This window comes from Planctomycetaceae bacterium (assembly GCA_041398785.1).
In the GTDB taxonomy this organism is placed as follows: Bacteria; Planctomycetota; Planctomycetia; order Planctomycetales; family Planctomycetaceae; genus JAWKUA01.
This window is the reverse complement of record JAWKUA010000002.1, coordinates 348,583-366,298: the sequence shown is the minus strand read 5'-3', so window position 1 is coordinate 366,298 and position 17,716 is coordinate 348,583. Positions and strand designations below refer to the sequence as shown.

At 59.4% G+C, this 17,716-nt stretch carries 12 protein-coding genes; 8 read left to right on the top strand and 4 right to left on the bottom strand.

What is annotated here, in order from left to right:
* Positions 1-38: 38 nt before the first annotated feature.
* The 3 genes from R3C19_03520 to R3C19_03510 all read right to left on the bottom strand — a co-directional run bounded on the left by R3C19_03520 (position 39) and on the right by R3C19_03510 (position 4,554).
* On the bottom strand, positions 39-1,295 hold the full coding sequence (locus R3C19_03520) for an amidohydrolase family protein (protein ID MEZ6059412.1): 1,257 nt from the start codon (positions 1,293-1,295) through the stop codon (positions 39-41).
* 68 nt (positions 1,296-1,363) lie between these two features.
* Positions 1,364-3,340 (bottom strand): hypothetical protein, encoded by a 1,977-nt coding sequence (locus R3C19_03515; protein MEZ6059411.1) that lies wholly within the window; start codon positions 3,338-3,340, stop codon positions 1,364-1,366.
* Positions 3,298-4,554, bottom strand: coding sequence for a hypothetical protein (locus R3C19_03510; GenBank protein ID MEZ6059410.1), 1,257 nt, complete (start codon positions 4,552-4,554; stop codon positions 3,298-3,300). The genes R3C19_03515 and R3C19_03510 overlap by 43 nt, the downstream gene beginning before the upstream one ends.
* Before the next feature lie 427 nt (positions 4,555-4,981).
* On the opposite strand from R3C19_03510, the gene R3C19_03505 reads away from it, so the two are divergent.
* The 5 genes from R3C19_03505 to R3C19_03485 all read left to right on the top strand — a co-directional run bounded on the left by R3C19_03505 (position 4,982) and on the right by R3C19_03485 (position 12,807).
* Complete coding sequence (locus tag R3C19_03505) at positions 4,982-7,933, top strand: hypothetical protein (protein MEZ6059409.1); 2,952 nt, start codon at positions 4,982-4,984, stop codon at positions 7,931-7,933.
* On the top strand, positions 7,926-10,031 hold the full coding sequence (locus tag R3C19_03500) for an HlyD family efflux transporter periplasmic adaptor subunit (protein ID MEZ6059408.1): 2,106 nt from the start codon (positions 7,926-7,928) through the stop codon (positions 10,029-10,031). The genes R3C19_03505 and R3C19_03500 overlap by 8 nt, the downstream gene beginning before the upstream one ends.
* A gap of 79 nt (positions 10,032-10,110) precedes the next feature.
* On the top strand, positions 10,111-10,830 hold the full coding sequence (locus R3C19_03495) for an ABC transporter ATP-binding protein (protein MEZ6059407.1): 720 nt from the start codon (positions 10,111-10,113) through the stop codon (positions 10,828-10,830).
* Positions 10,831-11,010: 180 nt separating this feature from the next.
* Positions 11,011-12,354, top strand: a complete 1,344-nt coding sequence (locus R3C19_03490) for an ABC transporter permease (protein MEZ6059406.1) — start codon at positions 11,011-11,013, stop codon at positions 12,352-12,354.
* 153 nt (positions 12,355-12,507) lie between these two features.
* Complete coding sequence (locus tag R3C19_03485; GenBank protein MEZ6059405.1) at positions 12,508-12,807, top strand: L28 family ribosomal protein; 300 nt, start codon at positions 12,508-12,510, stop codon at positions 12,805-12,807.
* Positions 12,808-12,906: 99 nt separating this feature from the next.
* Here R3C19_03485 and R3C19_03480 read toward each other — a convergent pair whose 3' ends face one another.
* A complete protein-coding gene (locus R3C19_03480) occupies positions 12,907-13,935 on the bottom strand; it encodes a ferredoxin family protein (protein ID MEZ6059404.1) in 1,029 nt (342 codons plus the stop codon).
* A gap of 134 nt (positions 13,936-14,069) precedes the next feature.
* Between R3C19_03480 and R3C19_03475 the strand changes: the two genes are divergently transcribed.
* The 3 genes from R3C19_03475 (at position 14,070) to R3C19_03465 (ending at position 17,614) form a co-directional block, all read left to right on the top strand.
* Positions 14,070-14,285 carry a hypothetical protein gene (locus R3C19_03475; protein MEZ6059403.1) on the top strand — a complete coding sequence of 72 codons (216 nt, stop codon included), beginning with the start codon at positions 14,070-14,072 and terminating at the stop codon, positions 14,283-14,285.
* A gap of 14 nt (positions 14,286-14,299) precedes the next feature.
* Entirely contained in the window at positions 14,300-16,000 is a 1,701-nt protein-coding gene (locus tag R3C19_03470; GenBank protein MEZ6059402.1) for a transketolase C-terminal domain-containing protein, read from the top strand.
* A gap of 204 nt (positions 16,001-16,204) precedes the next feature.
* Positions 16,205-17,614, top strand: a complete 1,410-nt coding sequence (locus R3C19_03465) for a metallophosphoesterase family protein (protein ID MEZ6059401.1) — start codon at positions 16,205-16,207, stop codon at positions 17,612-17,614.
* The last annotated feature ends 102 nt before the right edge of the window (positions 17,615-17,716 follow it).

Genomic DNA, 17,716 nt, shown 5'->3' with positions numbered 1-17,716 from the left:
CAGGCGATCGCATCGCGAGATTTCTGAATCAACGTGTTTCATGCCGACGACGTCAGCGTGCCGTGACACAACACAGCGATCGGCTGCGAAGATGGCTCAGCCAGAGCGGAGTTCAATTGCCCCTCGGAATCCGCTTCACAGGCGATCAGGACTCCGTCCGCCGGATTGCCGGCGCGCAGCGGCTGGTGATTCCGTTGAAGCGCTGCGGACGGAACTGTGGTGGCCAGTTGCAGCAGTCGCGGCCAGGGAAGCGTGTCCGGCAGTCGCGCCAGATGCTGCAGTTCCTTCCAGAGACTCAGATCCGGATTGGAAGCGCGGCTGTCGGTGCCGATCAGCACGGTGGCTCCGCCGGCCACGAGCTTCTTCCAGGGATGAAGCGTGTGGCCGAAATAGCCGTGTGTTCGCGGGCAGTACACCGTCGCCACGTGTGGATTTCGGCAAAGAAACCGAAGTTCGTTGTCGCTCAGATGGTTGCCGTGAACCACCAGACTCGCGCGCAGGTGCGACAGCTTTTCCAGGTATCGCAGCGGTGCTGAATCCGCTGCGATGACATCGGGTCGCCAGATTCCCAGTTCCCTGAGAAAGTCGACGAATCGCCCGGTGCCGTTTTGCAGCAGTTGCAGTTCATCCCGAGTTTCCGCCAGGTGCATCGCAACGGGAACGTCATGCAGTGCGGCGAGTTCAACTGCGGCGGCGAACAAGTCCGGATGGACGCTGTACGGTGCGTGGGGACTCAGACCTCGCGAAATGCCAGGCTCCGCGTCCTTCGCCAGGTGTGCTGAGGCAGCGGCTAGCTGCGAATCAATCTGTTCCGGCAGAAATCCAATCAGTTCCCGAAAGCTGAGCACGTCGACGCCGGCTTCCGAATGATAAGCGGCTTCCGATTCTGCCGTCGTTGTGATCTCACCGACGAACGACGTGCCGTTCCGGGCGCATTCCCCCAGTCCACGGCGGATGCCGCTGACACCGTCCGGTGCGTGGTCGCGTCGGTAGTGAATGACGGCCCGGATCCAGTCCGTGAACGGTTCCGCCGGTTGCAGAGGCTTCCGGAGGTCTGAAAACTCCAGGTGCGTGTGTGCGTTCATCAGCCGCGGAATCAGGACGCAGGGAATCACGTCGGATTGTTCATCGTCCGCCACACCGGTGGTCTCGGAAACCAGAGTGCCGCAGACCGTGAGCCGGACGTTTTGGCGAGGCGGGTCGCCGGGATTCATCAGCCACGCCACGCACAGCGATCTCTCGCGGTCCGCCGCCGCGTTCCAGTCCGAAATCCACTCATCGCCGGGAATTCGCATCGGCATTCTCTGTTGCGGGCGGATCAGGAGCGAGAAGGCGGACGATTCACAGCCGGTCGGCCGTGAGTTCAGTTTGTTGACACGTCGGCAGGGTTCATCAATAGAGGCAGCTCGCCGGGACCAACAGTCGTCTCACCGGCATCGGCATCTGATGCAAGATCGGAGTAGCTGGCCTTGATGCGGTGCGACACGATTTCATCGCGATAGTTTCGCAGCGGCGAGATCAGAAAGCTGTTGACGTATCGGCGTCGCGCCAGGAACTCGGTCCGCGAAACGCCGACTTCGGTCGCCAGGTGTTCGAGTTCGTCCAGAGCACGATTGGCGGCCTGTACGCAGTTGTCGACGTCGTTCTGCACGACGACTGCGGACTTCGGTTCGTATTGCGTCCGTGTCTGCCATCGCTGAATGAGTTCCTGCAGCATCGCATTCAGATGGTCGAAGCGCTGTCCCGGAGTGAGCGACTGATCCGGAGCCTGCAGCAGCGAGTCAATCGCGGCGGCGATGTGCCGGACGGAATGGTCACCGGGTTCGTGGAAATACACCGTGTGCAGCCGGTGAGCGAGTTCCTCATCGGGAGCCGGGTGGCTGGCAAGCTCATGCAGCCTGACCAGCTCGTGGTGCGCGAAGTGCGAAATCAGCGGTTCGTATTGCAGCGTGAACCGATTGATGGCAGCCATCGCCTCGGTGACACCCTGCTTCTGGCCGACCGAACTCAGGGCCTCGCCGAGTGCAATGAAATAGTTCTTGCGGAATTCGTCGGCCGGATCGGGAACCTGACGAATCTGGCCGTCGCGAACGATTTCCCGGGGTGGCCGCGGGTTGCGGAGCATCTCCATCTTGAGCGAATTCCGGTACGGCCACGGCTGATCCGGAAAGTTCGCAAGGATCTCCGACTGCTGAGCCACAGCACTGATCCGGCGTCGAAACTCGTCGTGCTGCGGTCCGCCGGGTGTGGCTTCCGCGATCCGCATCTGATGAGGAGCGAACATGTCTCGGAGTTCGCCGGCTTTGTCTCCCCAGCGTTCCGCGTCCCACGGGAGTCCAAACACAAACTGACCGCTGCCGCTTCGGACGGGAGGCCGCGGAGTCTCGTGATCGAACAGTCCAATCGGATCCTGAGCGTCGATGATCGGCAGGCCCGCCAGTTGTGCCCAGTCCCAGCCGCTTCGTCCCAGTTCGCGGCGAACGTGGTCTTTTTCAAGTCGTGCCAGGAATCCGGCGTCCAGCAGCGGTGTTTGCGAGTTGGTCGCCACCAGGACAATTTCGCCGGGAGCCACCTGGATTGCGGCGACCTTTGAGAACACCGTCGACGCCGTTGAGAGCAGCGTGACCAGCGGCTCGGCTCCCAGATCGTATTGCTGAAATCTCTGGCTCAGCACACCGTCCGTCGTCAGGCGCGCGGCGACGGATCGATAGAAATCCTGAGTCAATTGTGGCTGGGACGCCTTCGAAAACGGATTGGCCGTGCCGGTAATCACGACGTCAAATCGCTGGTCACTGTGTCGTCGCATGGCCAATGCCGCCGGACCGTTCAGGAACCGGACGCGATCGTCCTGACCGGGCATGATCGGCAGTGCCGGCCAGACAAATTGGCTGGCAAAGGCCGTGGCGGCGGGGTCCTCACGCACCGCAACGATCGTGTGAACGGGGAAGTCACAACACGTTCGCAGATTCAGTCCGGCGTCGTCTCCGAGTATCAGGGCACTGCCCGGCGAAGGATGGATGGTCAGCCCCAGCACGGCCGTGGCGACTTCTGGAACGGGCTGCGGCGTTGTCAGCGTATCGGTACTGACAATGCCGCAGGGAAGTCCGTTTCGTCGCAGTTCCACCAGGTTCCCCGCCAGGCTCCAGACACTCAGCACGCCGGCTGTTGTTTCAGTGGAACTCAGCAGTCGGGCCGAATCGGCGGCGGGAATCAGGTCACGATCCATACCCAGCCGCAGCGCCTGAAACGATCGGCTGCTGAACAGAAGCCTCGCTGGAGCAGCCTGATCCAGCGGCGTCAGTACCGCGAGCGCAACGGACGCGGCGGCGCCGAGGGGCATCGCGAATCGCCGCAGAACCGTCGTCCGCGCAGCCGTGGCAGTGCCAGCGTTTCGATTGCGTCGTGAACGGTCGATGGTGCCGGGAGATTCCTCCAAGTCAGAATCCAGGCCAGCAGCGGAATCCCAACGACGACCAGGCCGCCGGCCAGAAGTCCCTGGCTGGAAACGCCGGCACTGATCAGCAGCAGAGCCAGTACGCACCCGCCGCAGATCCACGGAATTCGGCGCATCGGAGACAGAACGGCAGTCCCGGCGGTGTTCGCGGCGGAAATGGCCAGCCACGACAGGATCGCCAGTTGGGCCGAACGAGCCAGCGTCAGTCGCCAGACCGAGTCGGTTAACGCCGTCAGTTGAAAGTTCAGATTCAGCAACCAGGGAAATGCCAGAGGAACGCAGCCCAGCAAGACGATGCTCAGGGAACTCCGGAGCCGCGTTGGAACCAGACGCTGCATCACCGGCAGCGATGCCAGTGCCAGCAGCCAACTAAGTTCCGCGGCGGCAACGATCATCAGATTTGCGTGACCCGGCATCAGCAGCGTCAGCAGCCGGAATGAAGCGACCAGCAGCAGTCCTGATCCGATCGCTCCCATTTCGGCCATACCGATCCGCCGCGCGGTCGCTGACGCCGGTTGACGGGCTGACGATTCGCCGGTGAGCAGTCGAATTCCCACGCAAAGAACGGCGACGGAGACAACCGTTGCTGAGATCGGCGTCGACCAGGCGGCATGCGAAATGACGGCCGTGAATCCGATCCCGTGGCCCAGCAGAAAGGCCGTAGACGACTCCTCACCTTCCGGCGGACGCGTCAGTGTGGCGGCGGCGATAAACAGTCCGACGGCGGCGATTGCCGAAACGAGAAATGCCGGATATCCGGAAAACTCACCGCCAGGAATCGCAATCGCCGCACCCAGCGACAACAGGCGTTCCGTCAAATCCGGAAGTCCCCACGACAGTCCGCAAACGATTGCGCAAAGCGCGATCGTCCGCACCGGGGAACGGTGTGGTGCCCGCAGTCGTCCGGTCATGCGGCGGCATGCGAAGCCGCTCAGACCAGCCGCGGCAAAAGCGGCCAGGGTCGCGGACGGCGATGTTCCGCAGGTTGAGACCCATACGGCCAGGATCTGCCCCAGCACAACAGCCAGCAGCGTTCCTTCCAACAGCCGAACGATGCCGGCCGGCAATGCTGTTTTGATGCGGAACTTGAGGGCTTCCATGCCACACAGACTCCATTCAGTCGACTTCGCCGTCGACGGGCGTTGAAAACAGGCAGATTCTGCGCGACGTTTTACCGGAAGTGCTGTCCGCGGAGCAAGATGGGTCTGTATTCGACGTCGGCTGCCGCTTTCGGGTTTTCCGGAAAATACCGGCCGGTGGGGTTATGCCGGCGCTATCAGACGTGCGGGTCGTCTCAGTTGCAGGGGATGGTTCGCAACGATTGTCGCGGCCGTGTGAAAGCTGACGCGCCGTGCGGTTCTGCTTCGAGTAGCGATTGCTCGTTCGTCGAAATCGAGACTGTCAATTCCATTAACACGATTCCACTGATCCGATTTGCCGGCAAAAGCCGCAGGTCGGACAGATCTGCCTGCAATCACTACCACGTCCGGTCAGGAAGAACGATCAACGGATCGACGGAGACGCACGATGCCCCGATTCTCGCCACGCAGCAGATTGTCTCGCCCGCTCGTCTATTTGCTGATCGCCGCCATGGTGACGGGAGATCTGACCGGTTGTTCGCGACGCTTCTGGCGACAGCAGGCCAACAAGGATACCTACCGGGCGACCGCTCAAAAGCTGACCGACCCGCACTGGCAGTTGCCTCGAATCGACATCACCCCGGATTCCCGCAGTCGATTCTTCGACCCGTACGATCCGGATTGTGAGCCGCTGCCGCCGGACGATCCGGCCGCTCATGAATTCATGCACTGCGTGGACGGCAAACGCGGCTACAAGAGCTGGCACAAGTTCGGCACTGCCTTGAGCGTTGAAAATCCGCAGTGGCTGGAACCGTTCGGAGTTATGGCCGCGAACGGCCAGCCTCAGATCAGTCACGACCAGGTTGTGATTGAAAATGCCACGCTGCAGGACACGCTGGAACTTTCCTACATCCACAGCCGTGAGTACCAAACGGCGATCGAGGACCTGTATCTGGCAGCGCTGCAGTTGACGTTCGAGCGATTTCAGTTCGGCGTCCGCTATCTGAACAGCGCCGGGCGGGAACCGGGAGTCGGCTACACGGGCGTTTCCACATTCGGAGCCGCAAACACCAACGGAACGCTGAACAGCAACTTTGGCATCAGCCAGTTGCTTCCCAGCGGAGCCCAGTTGGCCGTCGAAATCACAAACAGCACGCTGTGGCTGTTCGGCACCGGCGGCGGCAGCAACACCGCTTCTACTCTGAGCTTCAACGCGATTCAGCCGCTGTTGTTTCAGGCCGGGCGGAAAGTCGTCCTGGCGGCGCTGACTCAGGCGGAACGAAATGTTCTGTACCAGGCCCGCACGCTGGCTCGATTCCGCCAAATCCTGTTCACCAACATCACGACGGCCTACCTAAACCTGCTGCAACAGCAACAGACGATCGTCAACAACGAGAACAACATTCGACAGATCGAAGAGCAGATCGAAGCCCAGCAGGCGATCGACAACCGCGTTCCCAGTATCGTCTCCGAACCGCTGGATGCGCTGCCGGAAGGATTTGAGATTCCCGATGATCTGGCTGATCACCTGTCGTTCCGTGACGGATTCCTGAAGTGGACGGGGCAACTGACTGATGAGCAGGCTGAGCGGCTGGAATCACTGACCGAAGATGTGGACTTCAACACGGCGGCGCAGCAGATTATTCGATCCAAACAGGCCCAGGTTGTCAGTCTGACGATCGCTCAGCTGATCGATCAGAGAAACAGCCAGCAGAACGCCGTCGCCAGCGCCTACGTCGTCCTGAACAACGTGCTGGACAACTTCAAGATGACAGTGGGGCTGCCGCCGAATATTACGCTGTCGCTTGACCGCAAGCTGCTGGATCAGTTCACGCTGATCGATGACGGCCTGCGCTTGGCGCAAAACAATTTCCGCACACTGGCGAAGGATTTTGGAGCAAACCTGATTCCGCCGCAGGATGACGTCATTACCGTCGAAGCGGCCGCTCCCGATTACGGATTGCTGCGCGACTACGTGAATCGCCTGAAGGATCTCCGCGATCAGTTGGAAGAGGATGGAATCAAGCAGGTTGCTGCTGACTTCCTTCCGGTTCGCCAGCTTCTGGCGGCGACGGAAGAGGACTGGTCGGCGACAAATCCGGGACAGCGCACATTCGCCGCGGAGGATGAGCGGACCCTGCTGATCAGAAACGTCAGCGAGGATTATCGGCTGTATCAATTGAACGCACGCTACTTCCAGGTTGCCTCGGAGCAACTCGATCTGCTGGTTTCCGCCATGGAGCCTGTGACTGAAAAGGAATTCCTCGAACAGCTTGACATGAACGGCGACGGCAAGATCTCGACGTCGGAGCTTCCCGCCGGATGGAACAGTCTGACACGTCTGGGAACTCAGAAGCCGCCGGAAAATCGGACGCTGGCCGACCTGACGTCCGAGATTCGGAACGCAGTTCTCGGCCTGCGCGAAGAACTTCTGACAGTGTCGACGGGGCTGCAGGTGATCCAGGTCAACCTTCGAGTCGAAGTGATTGCTCTGAACCAGTTCATCCTGCCAGGTCAGACCGAGCCGCCGGATCCGAAAACGGCGATGGCCGAGGCGGTGCGCATCGGACTGGAGAATCGTCACGACCTGATGAATGCACGGGCTGCCGTCATGGACGCGCGCCGCGTGGTGGAAATTCAGGCGAATCAGCTTGAATCCGACCTGAACGTCGTGTTTAACGCCACGACTCAGAACCCGCTTCTGAGCCAGGAGCCATTCGATTTCCGCGGCAACAGGTCCAGCTTAAGGGCCGGAGTGCAGTGGACGGCACCGATCGACCAGATCAATGAACGCAACGCCTACACTTCGTCGCTGGTCGCCTACCAGCGGGCACGACGAACATATATGGCGATCGAAGACCAGGTGAAAAACGACATTCGCAGCGACTACCGAGCTATGGAAGTCGCACGTGTACGGTTGAGAACGGATCGCATGACTGTCCGAAACGCGGCGCGACTTTATGACAACGCGTCGCTGACTGCCGCGGCCAGCGGAGCAGCCGCGGGTGCTCAGGGCGGCGGCGGCGGTGGTGCTGCCGGCGGTGTCGGTGGCGGCGGCGGTGGAGGCGGCGGCGGTGGAGGCGGTCAGGGCGGTGCCTTTAACCTCCTGAACGCGTTGCAGTCAATTCTGCGGGCACAGAACTCACTTGTCAGTGACTGGGTCAGTTACGAGACAAACCGGCTTAACATCTTTCTGGATATGGGTATCATGGAGATCGATCCCCGCGGAGTCTGGATGGATCCGTTCTATCAGGACGGCTTTTCGGCAGATGAAAATCTTCCCGCAGTGGAAGATGTTCCTCCCGTAGATGACGTTGAAGATCCTTCCAGGCCTGCAAACCCCGCCGACGATCTGCCGATTCTCGCCCCTCAACCACCCGAGGAACCCGCTGATGCGTAGACCTGCATCCACTGCGCCCCGTCGCTCCGGCCAGACACTCGTCAAAGTCATCGTGTTGCTCGTCGTTGCCATCGTTATCGGGGCAATGGCACTGCCTTCGTCCCGGTCGAAGATCGTTGGATTCTTCGGCGGCGGTTCCGGTGAGGTGAACTCGAAGTTCATTGTTCACCGGGCCGAGAAAGGGCCGTTTCGGATCACGATCACGGAAAACGGCACGGTCGACAGCCTTCGCAATGCAACGCTGAGCAACAGCGTGGAAGGTACAACGACGATTATCTCACTCGTGCCGGAAGGCAGCCGTGTGAATGAGCCTGTCGTTGCCGAATTTGAGGGCGTCGTCGAATTCGTCGATGCCGATTCAGAATCCGAAAAGACGGTGCTGGTGCGTTCCCCGGACGGAAAGGAAAAGACCTACTCCATTACGATGGGGCCGTTCACGGAACTGCTGGTTGCCGATCGGGGAAAGGTCCGCAAGGGCGACTACCTCGCCGGTGACGTCGTCTGTGAACTGGATTCGTCGACACTGGTCAGCGAAGAACGGCAGCAGCAAATCGCAGTGACAACGGCCGACGCCGCACTGCAGAAAGCCGACAAAGCGCGGGAAATTCAGGAATCAACCAATCGGGGTCTACTGGCCGCCGCACAACTCGCGGAAAAACTGGCGGACCTGGACCTGACCAAGTACGTCGCCGACAACGGTGAATATGTTCAGGCTGAAAACACGATTCTGGGCGATATTAAACAGTTGGAAGAACAGGTCGCGATGGCCCGGGAAGACCTGGAAAACGTCCGCGACCAGGCTCGCCGCGGCTACAAGAACGTCAACGAAGTCGAATCGAAGCGAATCGCTCTGCAGCAGAAGCAGATCCTTCTGGACGTCAAGCAGGGTGAACTGAATGTTCTGAAGGTGTTCACCAAAGAGCGAACCGTGGCGGAACTGGAACAGCTTTCCAAAGACAAGCGACTGGAAACGGAGCGAGTCATTCTGGAAGGCGAAGCGGCGATGGCTCAGATGAATGCCGACTATGACGCCGCCAAGCTGACGCTGGAAGTGGAAACCGAAAAGCTGGACCGGCTAATTCGCCAGATCAAGGCGTCCCGACTGGTCGCCCCGCAGTCCGGCGAAGTTGTTTACGCATCACAGAAAAGTGGTCGCGGCGAACCGGTCGTAATTGAAGAAGGTGCTTCTGTTCGCGAACGCCAGGCCGTTATCAACCTGCCCGACGTCGAAAACATGAAAATTGATGCTCGCATCCACGAATCGCGCATCAGCCGCGTGAGAATCGGTCAGCCTGTCGAAATCGGGATCGATGCTCTGCCGGCAGATCAGTATCACGGGATTCTGAAGTCGGTCTCGTCCGTTCCGGCTCCCGGTAACTGGCCGAACACGGACCTGAAGGAATACCAGGCCGAGGTGGAAATCACCGACAGCAAGGATCTGGTCAAGAAGCTGAAGCCGGGAATGAACGCCGAAGTGGTGATCATCATTGATGATCGCAAAGAAGATGTTCTGCAGATCCCGGTGCAGGCTGTTCTGGCGATCGCTGACAAGTTCTTCGCTTACGTGGTTGTGAACGGCAAGGCGGAACGGCGAGACATCCGCATCGGCGACGCCAACGATGAGTTCATGGAAGTGCTGGACGGAGTTGCTGAAGGGGAATCGGTCATCATGAATCCCCGCACGCATTTCTCGAAGGAAATCAACGACCTGACCCAGCGATTGACCAGCGAAATGGAAGCCAATCGGCCTCGTACGCAGATGCCCGATCTGTCCGGACAGCGGCCTGTGGCGGCCCCGGGCGCCGGAGGACCTCCCGGTGGCGGACCTGGCGGACCGAGAGCGGAAGGTGGCGGACCCGGAGCCGGTGGCCCCGGTCGTGGCGGACCAGGCGGTGGCGGAGGTCCAGGTGGTGGACCAGGTGGCGGTGGCGGCTTCAGCCCCGACAGCATGTTCGAACGCATTGACGCGAACAAAGACGGAGCGATCACCAAAGACGAAAGCGACATGCGGGGCAACTTCGATACGATCGATGCCAACGGCGACGGAAAGGTTACGCTGGAGGAATTGAAGACGTCTTTCGCAAACCGCAACCGCTGATCCTGCGCTGCATCATCGTCGGTTCTTCTGTGATTCACTAATCGTCGAGAGTGTCAACAGTTCCATGATCGCAAAAACGATGCCTTCATCCGAAGTTGACACGGGTCTGGCTGCTGAGGTTGTCAACATCCAGAAGCATTACGACCTGGGCACCGTGGTCGTTAAGGCCCTGAACGGCGTTTCGATCAAGTTTCCGAAGGGAGACTTTGTTGCCATCATGGGGTCGTCCGGAAGCGGCAAAAGCACGCTGCTGAATCTTCTGGGTGCGCTGGACCGTCCCACTCACGGTGAGTACATCATCGGCGGACGCGGAGTGTCGACGATGACGGACGACGAATTGTCTTCCATCCGAAACGAGATGATCGGGTTCATTTTTCAATCCTATAACCTGATCGCTCAGTACACGGTTGTGGAAAACATCGAAGTGCCGCTGCACTATCGATCCGGATACCCGGCGCTGTCCGCGAAGGATCGGCAGAGAATTGAAGAACTGGCGAGCCTGGTGGGGCTCGGTGATCGGCTGGACCATCGGCCGTTTCAGTTGTCCGGCGGCCAGCAGCAGCGTGTGGCAATCGCCCGGGCGCTCGTCAACGACCCGGAGATCATCCTGGCCGACGAACCCACTGGAAATCTGGATTCCGCGACTGAAAAGGAAATTATGGAGATTCTGCTTCAGCTTAATGCGGAAGGCAGAACAATCATCATGGTCACTCACGAACCTCAGGTCGCTGAACTGGCCAAGCGACGGATCTTCATGCGGGACGGAGTCGTCGCCGGAGAAGGGATCTTTCCGGGCTAGAGGGCTGAGCTTTGCGGATACTTTCGCCGCTGGAAATGATACGGACAGCCAGACACTGAAGTCGCGCGACTCCCGGCGGCGCCTCTGTCGTCTTCGGCATAGTCCACGGAATCACGGGTATCCTGACGGAATCCTGGCGGGGTTTTCGGAAATGCGTTCTCTTTCCAGTCTGCTACACCAATGCTGAACCTGATTCGTACAATCCAGCTTGCGATGAAGAGCCTGCTGCTGCACAAGCTGCGGTCGGGGCTGACGATGCTGGGCATTGTCTTCGGTGTGTTCTCGGTGATTGCCATGCTGGCCATCGGGAAGGGAGCCAGCCAGCAGGCTCAGGATCAGGTTCTAAAGCTGGGTGCGACCAACATCATCGTCCGCAGTGTGAAGCCTCCGAAAGAAACCAGCACCAATACGGCCGGCGGCGGATTCGTCCTGCGTTATGGGCTGCTGCACCGGGACTTTGACCTGCTGGCCGGCACCATCCCGACGATTGACCAGGCGATCCCCATTCGTGAAATGACGAAGTCGTCGCGACACGGTCCCCATGAAATGAACTGTCGCATTGTGGGCTGCACGGCCGACTATCTGGACATCAATCATCTGGAGATGGCGCAGGGACGTTTCATCAGCGACAAGGACTGCGAGGACAAGGCAAACGTCGCTGTGCTGGCGGCCGGGACGTCCCAGGAACTTTTCAGGTACGAGGATCCCGTTGGCCAGTCCGTTCGCGTCGGCGACAAGCTGTACACTGTCGTGGGCGTGACAATGCCGCGCGAAGCCAGTGCGGCCATCGGCGGCAGCATGTCCGGTCAGGATTACCGGAATGACATCTATATCCCGCTGGACACGATGCGTGTCCGTATGGGGGACCTGAACATTGACCGCACGACCGGATCGTTCAGCTCCGAGTATTGGGAGTTGAGCCAGATCACGCTGCGAGTGGCTTCGCAGGAAAAAGTTGTCGAAACGGCCGCCGTGATCCGCGAAAGCCTGAAGCGAAACCACAAGGACGACCGCGACTATTCCGTCGTCGTTCCGCTGGAACTGCTGAAACAGGCCGAACAGATTCGAGACATCTTTAACGTGGTGCTGGGGTCGATCGCGGCAATCAGTCTGATCGTCGGCGGCATCGGCATCATGAACATCATGCTGGCGACCGTCACGGAACGCACTCGGGAAATCGGTATCCGGCGAGCCCTGGGGGCCAAGCGGCATGATATCACTGTGCAGTTTCTGACCGAGACAATTGTGCTGTCCGGCACCGGTGGGATCATTGGAATTCTTCTGGGGCTGGCGACGCCCATGGCCTTCAAGGGAATCCAGGCAATCGTCAGCCGATTCATTTTTGACGGCGGTCAGGCCGGCAATGAACTCGGGCAGATGTTCGCGGATATGAATCCCGAGCCGGTTCCCGCCAGTCTGCCGCTGGCATTCTTCATCTCCGTGGGAATCGGCGTGATCTTTGGCATGTACCCTGCTCGTTCCGCGGCACGGCTCGACCCGATCGAAGCTCTGCGGCATGAATAATCCGGCACCGGCGCGCCGCGAGTCGACATCTGAATTGAACTCCCGGCGCGAACCGGCTATTCTTCCGCCCCGCCTGAATGGCACTGTCAGCGGCGACGGCCTGAGATTTATCGACGACGACGCTAAGTCGTCCACGCAGAAGAACTTAGTGACATGAGTACCCTCAAGAAAAACAAACGCCTGAAGCGCGCAAAACTGCTGGAACTCTACGGCGATTTGAAGCCCGGTCGAGGCAACAATCTCTGCGAACGCGGTAAGGCCAAGTATCTGGGCGGAAACGGACGCAAGACCACAGGCATCACTCGACGGAAGTTCAAGAAGAACCTGCAGCGGATCCGCGTCGTGGAAAACGGTCGGGTCGTCCGACGCAACGTTCCGGTCAGCCTGATTCGTTCCGGCATGGTTGAAAAGCCGATTGTCACCGATCCGTTTGCGCTGCCCGGCGACAATTGAACGCGCCCGCCGTCATTCGCGTGACTGGCGGTGCCATCGGACGCTGCAAATTCTGAAAGCCCGACGCGCATTCCGGCGTGGCGGGCTTTTTGATGCGCGTTACATCTCCAGAGCTTCCAGTTCGTCCATCAGGTCATCGATCTCATCGCGATCGCGTTTTCGCAGCCCGACGGAATCCCCGACGGCCTTTCGACCGTCCAGAATGAGTTCCGTGTCGCGTTCTTTCACCGCCATTTCGATCGCGGACAAACCATCGTCCCCGCCGAACAGTTTTGACAGGTCAATCTTGATGCCGCCGACTTCCCCGTCGGCACCAGCAATGACCGGTGTCTTGTGGTGCGGAAAGATGATGGCGTTTTCCGGACAGACTCGGCTACACGCTGGGCAGCCCTTTTTGCAGTTGTCCTGCTCCTCAACCAGAATGCGGTCCAGTTGGTCGACTCCATACACACCGAACAGGCAGAAATCGATGCACTCCATGCAGTTGGTGCAGCGACTGTAGTCAATGACGGGGTACCATCGGCGACGAGTATCCTCGGGCAGTGTTTCTCTGTCGGCGACGGTGGCCTGGCCGCTGTCGGAAGCTCTGCGAGCCTCCAGGATTCGTTCCGGCTGAAGATAGCGCTGAAGGAGACTCTGTTCCGGCGATCCCCCGATCCAGCTCATCAGATCCACCGTCTGTACGGAATTTTCATCGGCGATCCGCCGGACTTCCCGCACGTATTCGTCCGCATCCTCGGAGACCCGCAGGTCAATGCAGTACAGCTTTCGCTGCGGAATATCGACGCTGCCGATGCCGTTTGACGGCGTCGGTTCAGCATCGGAATCGTCGTCCTCTTCGCCTTTCAGCAGCGTCAGTCCTTCGTGTCCCCGAACTCCGCTGCGGTCCAGCGTCCAGCGCAGGGCTCGTTCGTAAAGCCAGCCCAGCACGATCAGGTTGCCTGGAACGGATCTCAGAAACAGCATGCCGGAATGGTCGCCGGACATGTCATACAGGTGCGGAACCAGCGACACATCGACTCCCGGCTGCATCATCAGCGCGGTTGCGATTTCTTCTTCCAGCCGGCGTTTCGCAGGATTTCGTCCCTGAGCCTGGCAGATGACGACGGTGACTTTTGAAGTGGACATTGACGAATCCCGGGTTCACATGATGTGAAAAACGCATATTCCTGAAAATCGGCTGCTGCGCTGACGGCGTTGCAATTCGCGCCGTGAGCTTCATACTGTCGGCCTCAAAAAAACCAGCAATCCCGGAGCAGCCGATGTCCATCGCCACACAGTTTCCCATTCCACTGCATGAATACAAGGTCGTACCGCTCGATCCGTCGCAGCCGAAGCTGACCGCTGTGCAGCGTGAACAATTGCGGGGCAACATCCAACTGTGCCGAGACGCGATCATCTTTTTCACCGCAATCGCCGACGCAAAGGGGCTGGGCGACACACAGGCGGACCCTACGACACGGTGCCGGAGGTTCTGATTCTGCATGGCTTCATGGAACATGCCAAGAACGGTGGACGTCCGAACGTTCTTCCGGTCTTTTTTGATGAAGCCGGTCACCGAGTGGCCACGCAGTATCTGATGTCGGTGCTTAATGGAGAGATGGATGTCGAACGGCTTTATCACTATCGCGAGTACCTCTCACACCTGCCCGGACATCCGGAACGCGGGTTCACACCGGGTGTGAAGTTTTCCAGCGGGCGGCTGGGCCATATGTGGCCGTTCGTCAACGGCGTCGCGATTGCCAACCCCGACAAAGTCGTGTTCATGCTGGGGTCTGACGGTTCTCAGATGGAAGGCAACGATGCAGAAGCCGCGCGTCTGGCGGTGGCTCAGAAGCTGAACGTCAAACTGCTGATTGATGACAATGACGTGACCATCGCCGGGCATCCGTCGGATTATCTTCGGGGATTCTGCGTGTCGAAAACGCTGGAAGGGCACGGCCTGCAGGTGAATTCCGGTGACGGCGAAGACCTGGATTCTCTGTACGCTCGCATGTGCGAAGCCGTGACGACGGACGGTCCAATCGCCCTGATGAACCGCCGCAGGATGTGCCCCGGAATCCAGGGTCTGGAAGGCAGTGCTCACGGTCATGACGTTATCAAGGCCAGTCTGGCCGTTGATTACCTGACTGCTCGCGGTCAGTCCGACGCCGTCGAATATCTGAAGTCCGTCAGCAAGGGACCTGGCGGGCCTTCGTATCAGGGATCGGACCCGAAGAGTATCGGCAAGAACCGTGATTTGTTCGGCAGGATTCTGAACGAAATCCTTGACGCCATTCCCGAACAGAAACGGATCGAAACCGTTCGCGTTTTCGACAGCGACCTGGAAGGAAGCTGTGGCCTGAATCATGTGCGTTCCGCTCATCCGGAAGTCTTTGTGCGCGGCGGCATCATGGAGCGCGGCAATTTTTCTGCGGCAGCGGGCTTCGGATACGAAACCGGCAGGCAGGGTGTGTTCGCGACATTTTCGGCGTTTCTGGAAATGGTCGTTTCCGAAATCACGATGGCTCGGCTGAACCAGGCCAGCGTGCTGGCGCATTTCAGCCACGCGGGATGCGACGACATGGCGGACAACACATGTCACTTCGGTCTGAACAACATGTTCGCGGCCAACGGTCTGCCCGACGGCGGCAAAGATTCGACGCGACTGTATTTCCCGGCTGATCAGCACCAGTTTCGAGCGTGCCTGAACCGGATCTTCCGTGACCCCGGTCTGCGGTTCATTTTTTCCACGCGTTCCGGAGTACCCGACCTGCTGGACGAAAGCGGTCAGCGGATCTTTGGAAACGACTACGAATTTGCCCCCGGCAAGGACGAGGTTATTCGCGAAGGCACGGCCGGCTACATCGTGACGTTTGGTGAGACCACGTACCGGGCTCTCGACGCCGTAATCCGGCTGAAGGAAAAAGGCCCAGATGTCGGACTCATCTGCAAGGCCACGCTGAATGTGTACGACGAAGAAATGATGTCGAAACTGGCGAAGTCTCCGGCCGTTCTGGTGGCTGAGTCCTTCAATGTCAACACCGGCCTTGGGTCGCGATTCGGTACCGAACTGCTGAAGCGCGGCTTCCGGGGCCGCTACAACAACATCGGCACGAACCGCGAAGGTTCGGGCGGATTGTGGCAACAAATGGGATACCAGGGCATTGATTCGGATGGCATTCTGGATGCCGTTCAGGAACTGGTGGGATAGATTCCTGCCGGCGCTCCGGGTTCAATTCGGCGCGGCCCGCGGTGTGCCATACGGTTATCGCCCTGCCCCTGACGTTTCGCTCGCTGCCGACCGACGTTCCTGATTCGTGAGGCAGGTGTCGACAGCGAAACTGCTCGACAGAGAGTTGTTTGCCCTTGCAACACACAGGGGTCCGATCGAGTGGTCTGTGTTAAAGGACGAAACATGATTCGTACCATACGCCTGCAGGCTATCGGCAGCGTTGCGATCATTGCGACGGCGCTGCTGAGTACGTCTGTCGCACCTGTGTTCGGCCATGACGACACGGTGGAGCATTCTCACGGACCAACTGCGGCAGATGCGCGACAGGTCTATCGGCCGACCGTACTGCCGGACAGGATCGTGCTGACATGGACGTCCGATCCGGCAACGACTCAGGCCGTCACGTGGCGAACGTCCACCGAAGTCACGTCCGCGGTCGCACAGATTGCCATTGCTGACGCCGGTCCGGGTTTTCCGCTGACCGCCGAGACAATCACCGCCTCTTCGCAGGCACTGCTGACGGACCTCAGCACCGCCCACTACCACACCGTCGAATTCCGGGATCTGCACCCCCGCACAAAGTACGCCTATCGCGTCGGCGACGGAGTCAACTTCAGTGAATGGTTTCACTTCACAACGGCCAGTGACCAGCCGGAGCCGTTCTCATTCATCTATTTCGGAGACGCCCAGAACGATCTGAAGTCCATGTGGTCGCGAGTCATCCGGGAAGCCTACAGCGATGCCCCGAAAGCCGCGTTTTTTGTACATGCCGGAGATCTCGTCAATCGCGCTGAATCGGATGCGGAATGGGGTGAATGGTTTGGTGCGGGAGCCTGGCTGAATGCCATGATCCCCAGCGTCCCGGTGCCGGGAAATCACGAACAGGCAAAAGCCGCTGATGATACCCGGCGACTGTCCCATCACTGGCGTCCGACATTTGCTCTGCCGCAGCACGGACCGCGCGGTCTGGAAGAAACCTGCTACACACTGGTTTATCAGGGAGTGCGGGTCGTCGGGCTGAACAGCAACGAACAGCAGCAGGAACAGGCGCAATGGCTGGACGAACTGCTTGCGAAGAATGAGTGTCGCTGGGTCGTCTGCACGTTTCATCATCCGATCTACTCCACCGGAGCCGACCGGGATAATGAAAAACTGCGGAACCTGTGGAAGCCCGTCTTCGACAAGTATCACGTCGATCTTGTGCTGCAGGGCCACGATCACACTTATGGACGTACCGGCCTGGAAACACCGCTGGTCCCACAGGATACCGCGGAAAGTAACGTCCCGACGGGAACCAACACGCGTGAACCAAAGACCGGCACGGTGTATGTCGTTTCGGTCAGTGGCCCGAAAATGTACAAGCTGCAGCGTCATCCCTTCATGAAACGCCAGGCTGAAAACACGCAGCTTTATCAGATCATCCACGTGTCCGGCGACCAGTTGCGGTTCGAAGCACGAACCGCTGTCGGCGAACTCTACGACGCCTTCACGCTGAAGAAGCAACCGGGAACTGTCAATCAACTGATCGAACAGGTTCCGGACACCCCCGAACGCATTCGCGAACGTGAAGAGCCGGCTCCGTCAAATCCGTGATGACCGCTGCGATCGGGTCGGACGGACCGGTCATGGTGCCGTGGCATGGCCGCGGAGAACCCCGGAGTCATCTTGCCATGGCAGGCCCGCCATCGGCGCGGG